General features: G+C 45.7%; 16 protein-coding genes and 2 riboswitches. Of the genes, 9 read left to right on the forward strand and 7 right to left on the reverse strand.

Features of this window, described 5'->3' with window-relative positions; genetic code table 11:
* The 6 genes from VX941_02895 to VX941_02920 form a co-directional block, all read left to right on the forward strand.
* Nucleotides 1-2,570, forward strand: a 2,570-nt coding sequence (locus VX941_02895) for a chromosome partitioning protein ParA (GenBank protein MEE2932352.1), incomplete at its 5' end; no start/stop codon positions are given.
* Between the two features lie 182 nt (nt 2,571-2,752).
* Nucleotides 2,753-3,115, forward strand: a complete 363-nt coding sequence (locus VX941_02900; GenBank protein ID MEE2932353.1) for an AtpZ/AtpI family protein — start codon at nt 2,753-2,755, stop codon at nt 3,113-3,115.
* A 2-nt stretch (nt 3,116-3,117) separates the two neighbouring features.
* Entirely contained in the window at nt 3,118-3,855 is a 738-nt protein-coding gene (locus VX941_02905) for a F0F1 ATP synthase subunit A (GenBank protein MEE2932354.1), read from the forward strand.
* Nucleotides 3,856-3,929: 74 nt separating this feature from the next.
* Nucleotides 3,930-4,154, forward strand: a complete 225-nt coding sequence (locus tag VX941_02910; protein MEE2932355.1) for a F0F1 ATP synthase subunit C — start codon at nt 3,930-3,932, stop codon at nt 4,152-4,154.
* 35 nt (nt 4,155-4,189) lie between these two features.
* On the forward strand, nt 4,190-4,681 hold the full coding sequence (locus tag VX941_02915; protein MEE2932356.1) for a hypothetical protein: 492 nt from the start codon (nt 4,190-4,192) through the stop codon (nt 4,679-4,681).
* On the forward strand, nt 4,681-5,160 hold the full coding sequence (locus VX941_02920) for a F0F1 ATP synthase subunit B (GenBank protein MEE2932357.1): 480 nt from the start codon (nt 4,681-4,683) through the stop codon (nt 5,158-5,160). Before VX941_02915 ends, VX941_02920 begins: the two co-directional genes overlap by 1 nt.
* Nucleotides 5,161-5,256: 96 nt before the next feature.
* On the opposite strand, the gene gcvP is transcribed toward VX941_02920, so the two are convergent.
* The 4 genes from gcvP to VX941_02940 form a co-directional block, all read right to left on the reverse strand.
* Nucleotides 5,257-8,145, reverse strand: a complete 2,889-nt coding sequence (gene gcvP, locus VX941_02925; protein MEE2932358.1) for an aminomethyl-transferring glycine dehydrogenase — start codon at nt 8,143-8,145, stop codon at nt 5,257-5,259.
* A gap of 2 nt (nt 8,146-8,147) precedes the next feature.
* Entirely contained in the window at nt 8,148-8,525 is a 378-nt protein-coding gene (gene gcvH / locus VX941_02930; GenBank protein ID MEE2932359.1) for a glycine cleavage system protein GcvH, read from the reverse strand.
* Nucleotides 8,526-8,547: 22 nt separating this feature from the next.
* Complete coding sequence (gene gcvT / locus VX941_02935) at nt 8,548-9,666, reverse strand: glycine cleavage system aminomethyltransferase GcvT (protein MEE2932360.1); 1,119 nt, start codon at nt 9,664-9,666, stop codon at nt 8,548-8,550.
* Nucleotides 9,667-9,725: 59 nt separating this feature from the next.
* Nucleotides 9,726-9,815: riboswitch (glycine riboswitch) on the reverse strand.
* A 3-nt stretch (nt 9,816-9,818) separates the two neighbouring features.
* Nucleotides 9,819-9,914: riboswitch (glycine riboswitch) on the reverse strand.
* An 85-nt stretch (nt 9,915-9,999) separates the two neighbouring features.
* A complete protein-coding gene (locus VX941_02940; GenBank protein MEE2932361.1) occupies nt 10,000-10,557 on the reverse strand; it encodes a hypothetical protein in 558 nt (185 codons plus the stop codon).
* A 273-nt stretch (nt 10,558-10,830) separates the two neighbouring features.
* On the opposite strand from VX941_02940, the gene VX941_02945 reads away from it, so the two are divergent.
* Together VX941_02945 and rnhA are read left to right on the forward strand one after the other, a co-directional pair.
* Nucleotides 10,831-11,793, forward strand: coding sequence for a homoserine kinase (locus tag VX941_02945; protein ID MEE2932362.1), 963 nt, complete (start codon nt 10,831-10,833; stop codon nt 11,791-11,793).
* Complete coding sequence (gene rnhA, locus VX941_02950; GenBank protein ID MEE2932363.1) at nt 11,790-12,248, forward strand: ribonuclease HI; 459 nt, start codon at nt 11,790-11,792, stop codon at nt 12,246-12,248. Before VX941_02945 ends, rnhA begins: the two co-directional genes overlap by 4 nt.
* 121 nt (nt 12,249-12,369) lie before the next feature.
* On the opposite strand, the gene VX941_02955 is transcribed toward rnhA, so the two are convergent.
* The gene (locus VX941_02955) at nt 12,370-14,469 is read right to left on the reverse strand and encodes a protein-disulfide reductase DsbD domain-containing protein (protein MEE2932364.1); all 2,100 of its coding nucleotides are present in this window, start codon (nt 14,467-14,469) and stop codon (nt 12,370-12,372) included.
* Between the two features lie 201 nt (nt 14,470-14,670).
* Between VX941_02955 and VX941_02960 the strand changes: the two genes are divergently transcribed.
* Nucleotides 14,671-15,261, forward strand: coding sequence for a YqgE/AlgH family protein (locus VX941_02960; GenBank protein ID MEE2932365.1), 591 nt, complete (start codon nt 14,671-14,673; stop codon nt 15,259-15,261).
* Between the two features lie 85 nt (nt 15,262-15,346).
* On the opposite strand, the gene VX941_02965 is transcribed toward VX941_02960, so the two are convergent.
* Complete coding sequence (locus tag VX941_02965) at nt 15,347-15,931, reverse strand: GNAT family protein (protein ID MEE2932366.1); 585 nt, start codon at nt 15,929-15,931, stop codon at nt 15,347-15,349.
* Nucleotides 15,932-15,942: 11 nt separating this feature from the next.
* The gene (locus VX941_02970) at nt 15,943-17,205 is read right to left on the reverse strand and encodes a pitrilysin family protein (protein ID MEE2932367.1); all 1,263 of its coding nucleotides are present in this window, start codon (nt 17,203-17,205) and stop codon (nt 15,943-15,945) included.
* Nucleotides 17,206-17,210: the final 5 nt, after the last annotated feature.

Genomic DNA, 17,210 nt, shown 5'->3' on the forward strand with positions numbered 1-17,210 from the left:
TGGCCCTTAAAGAGCTTGATAATGAAGAATCTCGGATCTCAGAAGCTAGTGCTGAGATCTCCCGCCGGCTTGATCAAATTGAAAGAGATTTAGCTCGTGAAAATGATCTTGCGAAGGAAGCAGCTGAAACCATTGCTCGGCTTGAAACAGAACGCTCAAGCCTTGAATCTAACAAAATTGAAGAGGCAAGAGCGATAGAGGCCGCACAAGCAGCACTCTTAGGGGCCCGTGAAGCCTTGATGACGGAGGAAACTAAGCTAGCCACGGTCACTACACAGATCACAGCTGCTGAGGCAAAAAAAACAACAATCACAGCTCGAGCGAACGAACTTGCAGAACGAGGGCTACGTTTAAAGGCTAGGGTGCGGGAAATTGACAGTGAACGTGAGAAACTTACGGGAAAAATCAGTACAGACCAGCGACTTGCCGAGGCAGAGCGCAACGTTGCTAATTTTGAGTCGCAACTGGCGACAGCTCGAGAAAACCTGAAAAAGGCAGAAGAGGGACGCTTGCAGGCAGAAAAACAGGAAAATTCAGCGAGGGCTAAAGCAGCTGAAAAACAGGCTTCCAAAAATGAGATTGCCGCAGAAATTAAAGCTTTAACAGGGATTCTTGGCGAACCCGATAGTGACCTATTTCCTCCACTAATCGATGCGCTAGAAGTTACAACAGGCTTTGAGACAGCGCTCGCAACTGCTCTTGGAGAGGATCTAACAGCCCCGATCGATGAGGCAGCAGAGCGACATTGGGCTTCACTCGGCCCTTTGCCTGATAAAGCAGCGCTACCGGCCAACATCCGCCCCTTATCTGACTTTGTAAAGGGCCCCCCTGCACTTGAGAGAAGGCTTTCCAGCATTGGAGTTGTCTCAAGTGACATGAATGGAATGATCTTGCGGAAACAGCTTAAACCTGGCCAATGGCTTGTTTCAAAATCTGGCGAGTTTTGGCGATGGGATGGATTTACCGTTGCTGCAGGGGTGCCAAGTGCTGCCGCTACCCGACTTAGTCAACGCAACAGGTTAGACGCACTCAATGGATCATTCAAAACCGCAGACACTAATCTTCAAACTGCTAAGACAGCTCATGAGATGTCTATTAAAGTTCTGGCTGAGGCGAGCAACAATGAAAAAGAATCACGACAAATGGTTGAGGTTTCTATCGGCCAGCTTGACGGTGCGCGTGACTCACGCACTAGTTTGTTAAGCGAGTCCAGTGGTGCAGCAATTAGGCTTGCCTCATTAGAAGAAGCCTCGGCAGAAGCTAAAAATGACTTAGCACAAACTCAAAAGCTGGAGACCGAAGTTGCCGACGCGTTAGATGCTGCATCAACGCCGCTACAATTAAAATCCTCAATCGACAAATTACATGAAACTGTTAATGAGTGCAAAAACCTAGTGTCAGAATGTCAAATAAAATACAATCGACTCGAAACACAATATCAATTGCGGCGCGAGGGCGTGACCACAAATGAAAAAGAGCTTTCTTCCTGGCGCGAACGAACTTTGGAAGCGACAGAAAGGCTCGATGATTTGCTTAAACGGCAAAAGGACATACAGAATCAGGCACAAACTTTATCTGAAAGACCGTCTGAAATAGCAAGAAAACGGCAAGATTTACTTGAATTAATTAGAACATCGGAAGAGGCGCAATCAACGGCTTCTGATGAGCTCACAAAAGGGGAAATGGAACAAACCGATGCAGATCGCGAATCCCAGGCAGCTGAAGCGGCGCTTAGCGACACCCGCGAAGAAATGGTTCGGCAGCAAGGCTTCGTCGAGCAAGCTAGCCAAGATTGTAAAATTGTAGTTGAACGGATAAGAGAAAAACTTGGGTGTCTACCTGAAGAAGCGCTGGGGCGGGCGGGCCTTGAGTCAACTACAGAGCTGCCAGAGCGAGAAACGGTGGAAACAGATATCAGTAAACTCTTGCGTTCAAGAGACGCTATCGGCCCCGTTAATCTTCGAGCAGAAACTGAATTAGAGGACATTAACGAACGAATTGAAGCCATGGGGTCGGAGCGCGAAGATTTGCTATCGGCCATAGCCCGCCTGCGCCACGGGATATCGTCCCTTAACAAAGAAGGTCGTGCGCGCCTTCTTGAGGCCTTCGATGAAGTCAAAACACATTTTGAGGATCTTTTTGTAAGGTTGTTTGGCGGCGGGCGAGCTTTTATTCAGCTAACAGAAGCAGATGATCCCTTGGAAGCAGGTCTGGAGATCATGACAAGCCCCCCTGGTAAAAAATTACAGGTAATGTCGCTTCTTTCTGGAGGAGAGCAAGCGTTAACCGCATTAGCTTTGCTTTTTGCCGTCTTCCTAACCAATCCTGCGCCCATATGCGTACTAGATGAGGTAGACGCTCCCCTTGATGATGCAAACGTAGATCGATTTTGTACAATGCTTGAAGAAATAGCGCGCTCCGGCACAACTCGATTTCTCTGTGTTACCCATCACAGAATGACTATGGCGCGAATGGATCGCTTATTCGGCGTCACCATGGGAGAACGTGGCGTCAGTCAGCTTGTTTCAGTCGACCTTGGTGGTGCTCAGAAGATTCGCGATAGCGCATGATGCATGAAGCATTGCACAAGGTTTTTTGGCCAGGAGTGCGTTGTTTCACCACATCCCACTGCCTTGACAGGGCACTGTGTGGCTTTTATCGTTTAGGTTAATGATGTTATTTTGGGTGTCTGGCAGGGTAATGTTTAGGGAAGTTCTGTTTGCGATGTTGATTTCATAAAGGTGTTGGGCCCATGTTGAGCAATCAGTCTAAAACGCCATTAGAGGAATTGGACACAAAGCTTAAGAAGGTGAATGCTAGGAAACACGATCAGCGCAAAGGAGTGCGCAGTGACGAAGGATTTGGTGTTGCAATACGAATTGGAGTAGACATAGTCGCAGCTTTAGCTGTAGGGGTAGGGATTGGGTTATTTTTAGATAATTGGTTAAACACAAAACCTTGGATGTTAATTTTATTTTTTATACTTGGATCAGCAGCTGGACTTCTCAACGTATTCCGTTCCATCAGCGGTCATGGGTATGCAGCAGGGTATATTAGTGCCCAACCAAACAACGAGTTAAACAGTAAATCTAATAGACATTTAGGAAGTGGTTAACGATGGCCGACGGCAAAGAACAAAGCCCACTTGCACAATTTGAAATTAAGCCATTAATAGAGCTTGAACTTGGCGGTTTTGATATATCGTATACCAATTCAGCTCTGTTTATGACTATTACCTTTTTTCTGATTACAGGATTTCTATTGTTGGGTACACGTAGACGTGCATCCGTTCCTAGTCGCCTTCAGGTAATGGTTGAGTTATCTTATGAATTCATAGCCGGACTAATTCGTGACACAATTGGGGCAGAGGGGCGCAAGTATTTTCCTTTTATATTTAGCGTTTTCATGTTTGTTCTGGTCGGCAATCTTCTCGGCATGACACCATATAGTTTTACATTCACAAGTCATATAATTGTAACTTTTGCTCTAGCGTTTGCAATATTTTCTGGCGTTACAATCCTTGGCTTTTGTAAACATGGCATGCATTTTTTTAGTTTTTTCTTGCCTCCTGGAACCCCTTGGATGATGGCGCCGTTACTTGTTCCTATTGAAGTAATTTCCTATCTGTCACGGCCGATAAGTTTGTCAGTGCGCCTTTTCGCCAACATGCTGGCTGGACATACTTTGCTTAAAGTTATTGCCAGCTTTATTGGAGTGTTGGGAGTCTATGGTGTTCTTCCACTTGCACTTGTTACCGCACTAACCGGACTTGAAATTTTGATTGCTTTTTTACAGGCATACGTTTTTGCCATACTTACCTGTCTTTACATCAACGACGCTCTAAAGTTGCATTAATGAATTCAATATTGGGGTTACCGCCTCTAACAATAAATCTTACACTCAACTTCTAATCGAAAAGGAATAAACTCATGGATATTGAAGCCGCAAAACTCATTGGCGCCGGCCTTGCCGTGATTGGAATGGTCGGCTCGGGGATCGGTATAGGCAACGTATTTTCGTCTTTCATCTTGGCTGTTGGACGCAATCCAGCCGCTAGGAATGAAGTGTTTACAATGACCATGCTTGGGTTTGCACTGGTGGAAGCAATAGCACTTTTCGCCCTTGTGATTGCTTTGCTCATTCTGTTTAAGTAATGCCGGTTCAATTAGCTAAAGAAGGCGAATGAGCCATGCCTCAACTTGATCCAACTTACTATCCAACACAACTATTTTGGCTGGTTGTTGTATTTAGTCTCTTATTCGTCGTTTTATGGAAGATTGCTCTGCCCAGGATATCGCGTATCCGTGAAGTCCGACAGTCAAAAATTGAAGCTGATTTGGAAAAAGCTAGGGCTGTCAAGATTGAGGCAGAAAGTGTTCTACAGGCCTATGAAAAATTACTTGCCAAGGCCACTGCAGAAGCACAAGAGATCAACCATAAAGTATTTGATGAAGTGTCCACTGAACGAGCAAGGCGTCTAGATGAGGTAGCTCAATCAATCATAAAACGTGTCCAAGAGGCCGAGGCTACAATCTCTGAAGAAGAGCGGCGCGCTACCATCGAAGTGAATTCTCTTTCGGCTGATTTAGTAGGTTTAGCGACTGAAAAATTAGGCTGCGGGGAGACATCAGATAAAAATGCTGCCGCAGCTATAGAGGCAGCTTTAGTGAGGATGAAATAATGAATTTAGACCCAACTGCTTGGGTTGCAGTTTCCTTTTTTCTGTTTGTTCTTGCTGTTTTTAAACCAGCCAAAAAAGCTGTATTGAATGGTCTCGATAAAAAGATTGATCAAATCAAAACAGAAATTGAGGAAGCTCAAGGGCTACGTGAAGAGGCCGAAGCCCTTCTTGCGAGTTATCACCGTAAACAGCGAGAGGCTCTGCAAGAAGCAGAAACTATTGTTTCTCGTGCCCAAGATGATGCCGCCAAGCTCCGCAGAGAAGCTGAGATTAGTATCGAGGCGGCCTTAAGACGCCAAGAAGAACTTGCAACTGAAAAAATATCACAATTAGAGGCTGCGGCTATATCGAGAATTCAGAATATGGCAGTCGATCTTGCGATAGACGCAACAACAAAGGTTTTAGGGGATCGTCTCACTGGAAAACAAGGTAAGGAGCTAGCTGAAAAGTCAATTGCTGACCTCGGTAAGAGGTTTTAAGCAAATCGGCAGCATCTCCTTTGCTTCCTGTCCAATCCCGAGACTTCTTTCATCAGACATGGATTAAACCTAACTCTCATCTCTTAATTGCCCAGCCTATTCGGCAGCATCTTTATAAGCTTCGAGTGGTAGACAACTACAAACTAAATTGCGGTCACCGTATACTTGATCAACGCGATTAACCGCAGGCCAAAATTTTTCGCTCAAAGGAGCTGAAGTTGGGAAGAGAGCTAGCTCAATAGAATAACAGTTATCCCAGCCCGATATGTCAGCAGCTGTGTGCGGCGCATTAACCAGCGGATTATCATCCCTGGGCAGCTTCCCGGATATGATTTGATCAATTTCACGACGTATTCCGATCATAGCTTCACAGAACCTATCAAGCTCTGTCTTCGACTCACTCTCCGTAGGCTCGATCATTAAGGTGCCAGGCACTGGAAATGACATTGTCGGTGCATGGAACCCATAATCCATTAGTCTCTTTGCTATATCATCAACTGTAATCCCAGCAGTTTCCTTAAATTGCCTTACGTCAATTATGCATTCATGTGCAACAAACCCGTTTGGCCCAGTATACAGGACCGGGAAATGAGGACTTAACCGCTGCGCTACGTAATTTGCATTTAAAATCGCCACCTCCGTCGCCTTTTTTAATCCGTTGTGCCCCATCATCGCTATATATGCCCATGAAATTGGCAATATCCCCGCACTTCCCCAAGGTGCTGCGGTGACGGCTTGAGATTGCAACTTATGAGGGTGCCCAGGCAAGTAAGAAGCAAGGTGCTTACCAACGCCAATAGGTCCTACGCCAGGTCCACCTCCACCATGAGGAATACAAAAAGTTTTGTGGAGATTTACATGGGCAATATCTGGCCCAAAGTGCCCCGGCCGAGCAACACCAACGAGGGCATTAAGATTAGCTCCGTCCATGTATACCTGCCCACCATGATCATGAACAATGTGACATACTTCGCTAATAGCAAATTCAAAAACCCCGTGAGTTGAAGGGTACGTTACCATCAACGCCGCTAAGCACTCGCTGTACTCTTCAGCTTTTCTCGTTAGATCTACTAAATCTATGTTACCGGCGGAGTCGCAATCGATCACGACAACTTTCATTCCTGCCAACACTGCACTTGCAGGGTTAGTACCATGAGCGGAACTAGGAATTAGGCAGATATCACGTTGAGGGTTCCCATTAGCCTCATGATATGCGCGGATTGCTAGTAACCCAGCATATTCTCCTTGGCTTCCCGCATTGGGCTGCAATGAAAACGAATGAAAGCCTGTAATCCGGCAAAGCATATCGATTAGGCTATCTGTCAAAACCTGGTAACCTTTGGTCTGTTCTTCTGGTGCAAATGGGTGAATAGAGCTAAACTCTTTCCAAGTAATTGGCATCATCTCAGCAGTTGCATTTAACTTCATAGTGCAGGAGCCAAGCGGTATCATGGCTTTGTCGAGCGCCATATCTTTAGCCTGAAGTCGATGCAAATATCGCAACATTTCAGTCTCAGAGTGATATTTGTGAAAAATTGGATGGTTGAGCACTGGTCCGTGGCGCCGTAAATTATCGGGGATGGCGTCAACAACATCGTCCTCTATCAGATTGAAATCCAGCCTATCACCGTTAACAGGGTCAAACACCCTCCAAAGAACTTCAATGTCACCGCGGGTGGTAGTTTCATCGACGGCTATACCAATTTTACCAGCCTCTATTTTCCGTAAATTTATTCCTTCTGATGCCGCATCGGCAACAATTTTGTCGGCATCGTCCGTAATCACTGAAAGAGTGTCAAAGTAGGCGTTGTTTGACAGATTGAAGCCGATTTTACTCAACCCAAAAGCTAGTGTTGTAGTGAGCCGGTGCACGCGCTCTGCGATTTTTTTCAATCGTATAGGTCCATGGTAAACTGCATAGAGACCCGCCATCACTGCCAACAATACCTGTGCCGTACATATATTGCTAGTAGCCTTATCCCGTCGAATATGTTGTTCCCTTGTCTGCAGGGACAGCCTGAGCGCTGTATTGCCCTTTGTATCAACTGACACCCCTACTAAGCGCCCGGGCAAAGAGCGTTTTAGGGCATCTGAGGTTGCAAAAAAAGCTGCGTGTGGTCCCCCGCAGCCCATCGGCACTCCAAACCGCTGAGCGCTACCGAAAACTAAATCTGCGCCCCAATCGCCCGGTGGCTGTAGCAGCATCAAACTCAAAAGATCCGTTGCAACAGCAACGAAGGTATTATTGTTGTGGGCCTCTGCTACCAGTGACGAGTAATCATTTACGGCACCATCTGTGGTCGGATATTGCAGCAATACACCAAACAGATCCTCAAATTTTAACTCTGAAAAAGGATCACCAATTTTCAACTCAATCCCTAGTGGTGCGGCCCTCGTCTTCAAAACGTTAATGGTTTGTGGATGACAGTTTGCTGAGACAAAAAAGCAGTTACACTTCTTTTTCGATAACTTATTGAGCAATGTCATCGCCTCTGCCGCTGCTGACGCCTCATCAAGTAGAGAAGCATTAGCTATGCTCATTCCAGTAAGCTCAGAGACCATGGTCTGGAAATTTAACACTGCTTCCAATCGGCCTTGGCTTATCTCTGGTTGATATGGAGTGTAAGCAGTATACCAACCCGGATTTTCGAGAACGTTTCTGACTATTACATTCGGGGTGACCGTATCGTAGTAACCGCAACCTATCATAGAGCGCATGACTTTGTTTGATTTTGCTATATCACGAAGCCTCTCAATTACCTCTTTTTCTCCCCTTGAAGAGGGTAATTTAAGTGCACTTGTATCCCGAATGGAGTCGGGCACGATCTTTTCCATCAACTCTTCCAGCGATCTTACCTTCAGCTCGCCCAACATTTGCTGTATCTCAATGTCCCTCGGACCAATATGCCGACTGATAAAGTCGTCACGTTGCTCTAATTCTTCTAGAGTTATCTTACCCTGTGTCATTTCATCACCTCTAGGCATTATCAACCCTCCTCCGCAGCAAATGCGTCGTAAGCAGCACTATCCATTAAACCATCTAGTTCAGTTGTGTCCGAAAGCCTAATTTTAAAGAACCATGCTCCTCCATGTGGATCACTATTTACAGTTTCCGGAGCACTGTCTAATGCGGCATTGACTTCAAAAACTTCCCCTGAAACTGGAGTATACACTTCCGCTGCTGCCTTCACCGACTCAACCACAGCAACTTCATCCCCCTTAGCTACTGTCTTCCCGACTACCGGCAATTCTACAAACACCACATCTCCTAGTTGCTGCTGAGCAAAGCTGGTAATACCAATCGTCGCAATTTCTCCATCTATGGTAAGCCATTCATGGTCTTTGCTATATTTTACGTCTGTCATGATTCTCAACCTCCACTAGTCATCAATTTGTAACCCTAAAATAATGTGTCTGAACCATTGGAATCGGCACAACAGTAGCAGATATAGTTTTACCGCGAAGTTCTGCGAACAAATTTGTGCCGATTGCGGAATATGAAGATGACACGTAACCCATCGCTACGGGAGCTCCCAGTGTGGGGCTAAAACTCCCACTTGTAACAATGCCTACTTCAACGCCAGCTGAGTCTCTTAATTGAGTATTTCCTCTTAGAGGTGCTCGGCCTTCTGGTGCTAGCCCGACCCGCTTACGTTTGGTCCCAGAGGCAAGCTGTTCTAAAACAACATCCGCTCCAATGAAATCACCGGAATTACGTCGGCGAACCCCTATTGACCATTCTAAATTAGCCTCGACGGGGGTGGTCGACGCATCGAGGTCTTGGCCATAAAGGCACAGCCCAGCTTCTAAGCGAAGTGAGTCGCGAGCGCCAAGGCCAGCCAATTGTACCTCCTTATCACCAAGCAAACGTTCGGCTACCCTCTCTGCACTTTCGCCCTCAACAGAAATCTCGAAGCCATCTTCCCCCGTATAACCTGATCTACTAATTACTACTTCAACCCCAAAAAGGACCGCATGGCGGCGCGTCATAAAACCAAATTGACCGAAGTCTATATCACAATGTCTTTTGAGCACTTGTGCTGTTTTAGGCCCTTGCAAAGCGAGGAGCGCTTGTTTTTTTAGGTAATGAAGATCACAACCTTCCGGGAGATGCTCTTTCAAGTGTTTTATATCAGAATTCTTACAAGCGGCATTCACGACGAGGCCTAGCCGATCGCCATTATTAGAGATCAAAAGATCATCGAGAATCCCACCCTTATCATTAGTAAATTGACTGTAGCAAACTTGCCCCTTTTCCAGACCACCCACATCCGCAGGAACCAGTTTCTCAAGTACTGCTGCACGGTTTTCTCCAGAAACCTCAAGTTGACCCATATGCGAAACGTCAAACAATCCAGCAGCATTGCGGGTATGTAGATGCTCTTTGACAATCCCACCCTGATATTGAAGGGGTAATGAATACCCTGCAAAAGAAACCATGCGACCGCCGTTTGCTACATGCAGGTTATGCAACGGTGTCTTTGAAAGTAATTTATCCTCTGCCACTGACCGAGTCTCCGTTAACAAACCGAGAGCACTCACCCCAAATTATGAGCGCCACCCATCTCTGTCACGGAACCTGAGAGTATCACCGGCAACTACCGATTTACCCCTTCGGTGAGGTGCACCTGTATGAGCACACCTTCTTTCCAGAGGCCCCTCACCTAACGGTCCTTTTGCCTGAGAGATTCCCGAGTAGGTTGCTCCTTCGGCGCCGACACACTCTAATCGTCGGTCTCTCCCGCTAGGGTCGCAGGGTATTTTTTATAATGTAACGACACCCGTCCAGTAACGCAACGTCTTCGGGCCAAAAAATGATCCTTTTCCAATTTCACGTAGTCAACGTCGGCGCAAACTACCGAGTCGACGCCGATTATACGCTAATTCCTCCTTAGTCAGTTCAAGGCCGATATAGATACGCCAGTCCGGTGGCGAATGATCGGGACGTTGCGGGATTATAACGTCAAAAATGTCACTAAAATCAATCTGCGAGTCGCGCCCCTCAAACTTTGCAATCACTGGTGTCCGATTGCGGGTTAGAACTTTCTTTTCACGATCAACAACCCAAACCCAATAAGCAAACTCAGCCTTATCTTTTAGCATTGCGGCACCCCGAAGAGCAGTCATACTAAGAGCAATATTCAGAGTTATTTCTTTTTCTCCAATATCGCATTCGCCATCAAAAGTATTAAGTTTAACATGGAAAACAATTTTGTTGAGGTCGTATCCGACACCAGGTCTGAACCTCACTAATTCTTGCCCAGTTTTCAATATTGTAGGCATAGGGCACACGTCGGGATCACCGGTTGTTTCGTCCAATAAGGCACAACCACCCATCAACGATATTAATATCATCGCTACTATTGTTTGGCGAATGAATGAGTGGAACATAGACATTGAAATCACGATAATAAATAACTCAACTTTAAAAATCAGAACAAGCGTACAGAAAACTTTTTACTTTGCTAACGTAAATTCGGCCAATAATATTCGTTATAGGAAGGAGCTGATGGCGACACAAATAACCCGCGTTAAAAAGAACTGACATATGCGTTCCTTTTTTCATCAGGAACATCGAACAAAAAAAGTAAATCTACATCAATTAAACCCAAGAAGGCCAAATAAATCGATTTCGTAAAAATAACTATAAGCTTCACTTGTTGGTAAAAAATGGCTGTATACACAGAAGTGCCGGATGATGCGCTAGACGATTTTGTCGCCGAATATGATATTGGCTCTGTACTATCATACAAGGGTATTGCGGAGGGAGTTGAAAATAGTAATTTCCTTCTTACAACCAGTCACGGACGATTTATCCTCACACTTTATGAGAAGCGGGTAGACCCCTCAGACATACCCTACTTCCTTAAATTGATGGATTATCTAGCGAAGAGAGACATACCATGCCCTTCTGTTTTACACGGGCGAGATGGTAAAGGCTTGCGCAAAGTTTGCGGAAAACCAGCCGCAATTTTTTCTTTTCTTGATGGCATGTCTCCCCGCAGAATTGATGTAGACCATTGCAGAATGGTCGGTGAGGCCCTTGCCAAAATGCATATCGCCAGCCTCCAATTTCCCATGACGCGAAAAAATAGTCTCTCACTTGCGGCTTGGCGTCCTCTACTTTACTCGTGTGGTCAATCCATTGATCAAGTACAACCGGGCCTAAGAAATTTTCTAGAGATAGAACTCGAGTATTTACATAAGAACTGGCCGACATACCTTCCCGCTGGCACATGCCATGCTGACTTATTCCCCGATAACGTATTTTTCTTGCGAAAAAAATTATCGGGCTTGATCGATTTCTACTTCGCTTGCAATGACTTCCTAGCTTACGATCTTGCTATATGCCTTAACGCTTGGTGCTTCGATGAAAAAGGGTCTATCGATCTATCACGGGCACATTCGCTGCTTACAGGCTATTGCAGTGTCCGGCAATTGTCAGTGACGGAACTAAAAGCATTTCCCACACTAGCTCGGGGTGGAGCTGTCCGCTTTCTGCTGACAAGGCTCTTCGACTGGATTAACAATCCAACCGATGCATTAGTACGACCAAAAAATCCTTCTGAGTATTACTATATTTTGAGTTTTCACCAAAAGATTTCTGAAATAGCTGAGCTTGGCCTTGAATGAGTGGAAAAAATGAAAGTGTAAAAATCTTTACCGACGGTGCTTGCTCCGGCAATCCGGGGCCAGGCGGTTGGGGTGCTATTTTACAATTTGCGGGAACCGAGAAAGAACTGTCTGGCGGCGACACAAATACCACCAACAACCGCATGGAGCTTATGGCCGCAATTCGCGCCCTTGAAATGCTTACTAAGCCTGTCTCGGTCGACCTTTACACGGATAGCATCTATGTGCGTGACGGAATTACTAAATGGATACATGGATGGAAGAAAAACGGGTGGAAGAACGCGTCCAAGAAGTCCGTAAAGAACGAGGACCTGTGGCGACGACTTGAAAAGGCTGCGAGTAGCCACTCAATACAATGGCACTGGATCAAGGGACACGCTGGACACCTCCATAATGAACGCGCAGACGCGTTAGCCCGCGATGCTGCATTAGCACACCAAACCGATACAATGTAGTTCAAGTGTAAACAAACCAGCCCCTACGGAGAGTAATATTTGCAGTAGCGATATTGGATTCGTGAGAAGCTTCCATAAATTGAAATATTTTTTAGATGCGTCGAACCCATTAAACTGGTCCTCACATACCAGACACTTCACTAAAAACTCTACTGAGTAGTGAATTCGTAAGTAATTCCGGCAACACAATACCGTCTGGTTTTTGAGGACCATATACAACGTTAAATGGTATGCCGAAACGGTCAAATGATCCAAGATATTGCGCTATATCATCATTTGGCATGGTCCAATCCGCTCTCATACCAATGATAGAGCCTGTTTTAAGGGCCTCCACAACTCGGTTTGCATTAAGAACGAATCGCTTATTAAGCTGACAAGTAACGCACCAATCGGCCGTAACATCAACCAAAACAGTCTTTCTATCAGCCACCAACTTTTTTATCTGTACCGCGTCAAATTTTTGCCACACAGCTGTCGAAACATTAGAACGGTCACCTGTCGGCTTCAGCCCTGTATTCCACATTATTGGAAAAGTAATTGCTGCTACACTCAGAAAGATGACAATTAATCCCGAACGCCTTCCTAGAGTTGAGCCCGGTAGTTTTTTTAGGGATAAAATCACACCCATGGTCACTATAAATCCACCGAGCGCGGCAGCCCCGCCCATATCAAGTACGTTAGAAAATACATAGAGCAGCCATAGCACAGTAGCTATTAAAGCGACGCCAAGCACACGTTTTACTGTGTTCATCCAAGGTCCAGGGCGCGGGAGAAAACATGCCAATCCTGGGAAAAGAGCTACTAACAAATACGGCGATGCCAAACCAACACCAAGAGAAGAAAACACTAGAAGGATCTCAAGCCAACCTTGGCTCAGCGCGAAGCCAACGGCGGTGCCAAGGAATGGGGCTGAGCAGGGAGTAGCAACAAGCGCCGCTAACGCACCTGCAAGAAAATGCTCCGCCAAGTTATCTCTATTCATGCGCTTAGCGACAATGCTTCCTACCCAAGCCGGCAGTTTAACCTCAAACAAGCCGAAAAGGTTATATGCAAAAAGGCCTAACACCACGCTCAAAAAGCCAAGAAAAATCGGTTGTTGAAATTGAATCCCCCAACCGACCGAAGCACCTCCGGCTTTCAAAATAATTAAAGCGACAGCTAGAGTCATAAATGAAAACAGGATGCCTGCAGCTGAAGCCAGAAAGCCCGCTCGAATTATTTTACTATCTTTCCCTAAATTAGATATGACACCTAGAAGCTTAATTGATAGGACTGGCAAGACACATGGCATGACATTGAGAATTAAGCCACCCAGCAAGGCCAATATTATAATAGTTGCTAAAGTTAATTCTTTATTTTGGGAAAAGCGAGATGAGACATTTATATTTAACGGCTTATATTTAGGATAAAGTTTTGCCTCAACCGACTTATCACCGTCTACTAAGGTTGCTGTTATGCCGTCTTGCTCAAGTGCCGCCCGCCCAACGCCGCTGATCAGAACTCGCAGTTCTGCCAACTTCCGATCTTGAGCAATATTAACCTCCGGTTTTCCGAAATGGCTACCGGCCGGACCCTCGATATATATATCTGGTTGTGTGAAAATATCTTTTGTCTGCGCGAAAAAAATAACTTCATTTTTGTCCCCACTTTTAGTCAAGTGAGAGCTTTCTATGATAAGGCCATGACGGCCATCACGCTTTGGTATGCGCGCAGTATACTTGGCGATCAGATTCGAATAATCAGATAATACTGCCCTACCTGCAGGTATTCTCAACTCCAGAGTGTTGACGTATGGGATGCAAATTTTTTCACAAATAAGGTATTCTAGCTGTACCCTAACGATAGTCGGCCCAGATGATATGCGTTTCAACTCCAATGGCAGAATGACTTCATCAAGGTATCCCAGTGTTTCAAGACCAAGTACGGAAAATCTTTTTGGGACCGGCCAACCAACAACTAAATCTTTAACATTTTCGGACCTATCCCATGTAACCTTTGGAGGTAGCCCTGCATCACCCGGCGACCGCCAATATATTTTCCATCCAGGTTTTAACTTGAATTGTATCCCTAGCGGTATCGTAGTTGCTGAACCAGTTGAAATAAATGCACTCACTAACCTCACAGCAACTTGCTCTTCACGCTGCCATTCACTTGAAGCGCCATTTGCATTTGCAATAGGAAAATACAAGCAAATGATCAAAAAAAGTATTCTCAGCTTCATATTACGATTTCCGCAGACCACGCCTTTCACCAATAACATAGCTTTTATCTCGCAAAATAGAATGGCTAATGTAAAAAACCAAAATTTTGATGCATAGGTTACTTAAGCAATCCCATAAGCATAATTTCGCAACTGCATTAGTTCCCTTATTACCCTCTAGTCGCTATCATGAGGATCATATGAAATATGGAAAATAGTCGCATGAATGAGCCAAATAAGACCGTCGCCAGCACAAATCCAGGCTATCTAACAGGGCAGATACTAATCGCTATGCCTGCAATGACTGATCCTCGCTTTACTAAAAGCGTGATATACATCTGTGTGCACAACGAGGAGGGCGCAATGGGACTGGTTGTGAACAAAACTATAGACTCTTTAGCTTTTCCGGAATTACTCGAACAGCTGGACATAGGCGTCCATGGAATAATTGATGATCGACCAGTTCATCACGGCGGCCCTCTGGACACAGGACGAGGATTTATTTTGCATTCACTCGATTATCAACAGGACAGTACGATCAGCATAACCGAAGGTTTGGGATTGACCGCAACCATAGATGTTCTGAGTGATATCGCTCAGAACCGTGGCCCGGCACAATCTCTGCTCGCGCTCGGTTATGCGGGATGGGGTCCCAACCAGCTAGATGATGAAATACAGCAGAACGCATGGCTACAATCCTCGGCAGACCGAGAGCTAATATTTAATTTGCAAAATGACAAAAAGTGGGAATGTGCTATCTCCTCTATCGGCATAGATTTGAGCTTTCTCTCAGCTGAAACTGGACACGCTTAGTTATTACCAAACACGAATATGTTGTTAAAAACATTCCGCTGTCCATGCATCGAATAATTGATTTTTGCCCCCTGAGATGAAAACATCACGGTCTCGGGTCGGTCTTTAGAAGGGAATAACAGATGTGATCTTGCCACCGACCATTAATACAGAGATATTGTCGCAGCAGTCCTTCTTCATAAAATCCCGCTTTCTTAAGAAGGTTTCGACTTGGTTCGTTGTGCACAAGACAAGCTGCCTCGACACGATTTAATGCCAAATTATCGAAGGCATAGGAGATGATAAGGCGCAGCGCGTCGAACATATATCCCTTTCGGGCGAATGGCGCACCAATCCAATATCCGATACTAGCGCTTTGGGCCACTCCACGCCGCAGGTTGGACATAGTTATACCTCCCACCAATCGTTGCCGTTCATGTTCAAAAATAAAAAATGGATACCCAGTAGCATATCGCCACTCAGCCTTAAATCGCTGAAGCCGTCTTCTATATGCTATCGCTGACGCACCATCAACAGGCCAACTTGGTTCCCAAGGAACTAAAAACTCTCGGCTTTCGCCCCGAAGAGCAACCCATTGCTTGCAATCCCACCTACTCGGCGGACGAATGAAGACCCTAACACCAGTAATGTGGGGCGTATGGCGCTCAAACAGGGATTTTAATAGCACCATTCCACCGCCCCTTAGAGTTGAAGCCTGCTACAAATCTTGTCGTAACTCTCAAGTTTTTTTAGAACGCCTGTAGCGGTTAATGTTGGTCTGCTTGTGAATAAGCGTGCAGCCGTCCGCTGCACTTGCCCCAAGTCAACAGCCTCAATACGCTGTATCAGATCATGTAAGGAAAGGGGAGCTCCATAAACAAGTGTTTGTTGGCCCAGTTGTTCAGCACGGCCACCAGTTGATTCCAATGACATTAATGTGCCGGCCTTCAACTGTACGCAGGCGCGCCTCACTTCTTCATGTTGAATACTGGATGCAAATTTTACAATTTCATCACATAAAGCGGGCACCAGATCATCAACTTGATCAGGGCCAGTGCCAGCATATATCCCAAAAGTGCCAGCATCACTATAGGCAGCAGAAAATGAGTAAACTGAATACGCAAGCCCGCGTTTTTCTCTTATTTCCTGAAATAAACGTGAGGACATACCAGCTCCTAAGATCGTCGACAGCACGCTCAAAGCATAGAAATCTGGATCACCGAAAGGAAAACCCTTAAATCCAATTAAAAAGTGTACCTGCTCAAGGTCTGATTCAACACGCTTTTCGCCCCCGCAGTAATGCGCTGGCTCATGCTTTGTAACAATCTTGGAGGTTGGGAAAGAAGCAAATAATTCCTCCGCCATGCCCACAATATCCTCATGCTGCACTTTGCCTGCGGCTGATAACACTGCACGTTCGGATCCATAATTACTTTGGAGGAAGCTTTTAATAGTTTCGCGACTCATTGCCTGTACGTTTTCGCGCCGACCCAGAACCGGAAGACCCATGGACTGATCCGGGAAAGCGGCAGCCTGATAGTAATCAAAAATGATGTCATCCGGCGTGTCCGCAGCCTGACCAATCTCTTGCAGGACGACCTGCCTTTCGCGATCCAACTCAACTTGGTCAAAGGTTGCATTCTGAAGAATGTCTGCAATTATGTCTGCAGCAAGTGCGATATCGGGCGCCAGCATCTTAGCAAAATAAGCGGTGCTTTCCCTGCCCGTGTATGCATTTAAATGACCGCCCACAGCCTCGATTTCAGCAGCAATATCCTTAGCATTGCGCCGCCGAGTACCCTTAAAAGCCATATGTTCTAAAAGGTGGGCCACCCCGTTATTCTCATTTGACTCATGACGCGTACCAGATCCAACCCACACGCCAATTGAAGCACTCTCTACTCCCGGCATTTCATGGGTCACAACTCTTAGTCCATTTTCCAACGCTGTAAATTCTACGCTCATTGGGC

The organism is Pseudomonadota bacterium (genome assembly GCA_036339585.1).
Lineage (GTDB): Bacteria > Pseudomonadota > Alphaproteobacteria > UBA8366 > UBA8366 > UBA8366.

Coding starts and splice junctions, on each gene's coding strand:
- gcvP (MEE2932358.1), bottom strand. CDS start 8,145: ATGCCTAGAGGTGATGAAATGACACAGGGTAAGATAACTCTAGAAGAA.
- VX941_02900 (MEE2932353.1), top strand. CDS start 2,753: ATGTTGAGCAATCAGTCTAAAACGCCATTAGAGGAATTGGACACAAAG.
- VX941_02910 (MEE2932355.1), top strand. CDS start 3,930: ATGGATATTGAAGCCGCAAAACTCATTGGCGCCGGCCTTGCCGTGATT.
- VX941_02965 (MEE2932366.1), bottom strand. CDS start 15,931: ATGGTGCTATTAAAATCCCTGTTTGAGCGCCATACGCCCCACATTACT.
- rnhA (MEE2932363.1), top strand. CDS start 11,790: ATGAGTGGAAAAAATGAAAGTGTAAAAATCTTTACCGACGGTGCTTGC.
- VX941_02955 (MEE2932364.1), bottom strand. CDS start 14,469: ATGAAGCTGAGAATACTTTTTTTGATCATTTGCTTGTATTTTCCTATT.
- VX941_02905 (MEE2932354.1), top strand. CDS start 3,118: ATGGCCGACGGCAAAGAACAAAGCCCACTTGCACAATTTGAAATTAAG.
- VX941_02920 (MEE2932357.1), top strand. CDS start 4,681: ATGAATTTAGACCCAACTGCTTGGGTTGCAGTTTCCTTTTTTCTGTTT.
- VX941_02960 (MEE2932365.1), top strand. CDS start 14,671: ATGAATGAGCCAAATAAGACCGTCGCCAGCACAAATCCAGGCTATCTA.
- VX941_02945 (MEE2932362.1), top strand. CDS start 10,831: ATGGCTGTATACACAGAAGTGCCGGATGATGCGCTAGACGATTTTGTC.
- VX941_02970 (MEE2932367.1), bottom strand. CDS start 17,205: ATGAGCGTAGAATTTACAGCGTTGGAAAATGGACTAAGAGTTGTGACC.
- gcvH (MEE2932359.1), bottom strand. CDS start 8,525: ATGACAGACGTAAAATATAGCAAAGACCATGAATGGCTTACCATAGAT.
- VX941_02915 (MEE2932356.1), top strand. CDS start 4,190: ATGCCTCAACTTGATCCAACTTACTATCCAACACAACTATTTTGGCTG.
- VX941_02940 (MEE2932361.1), bottom strand. CDS start 10,557: ATGTCTATGTTCCACTCATTCATTCGCCAAACAATAGTAGCGATGATA.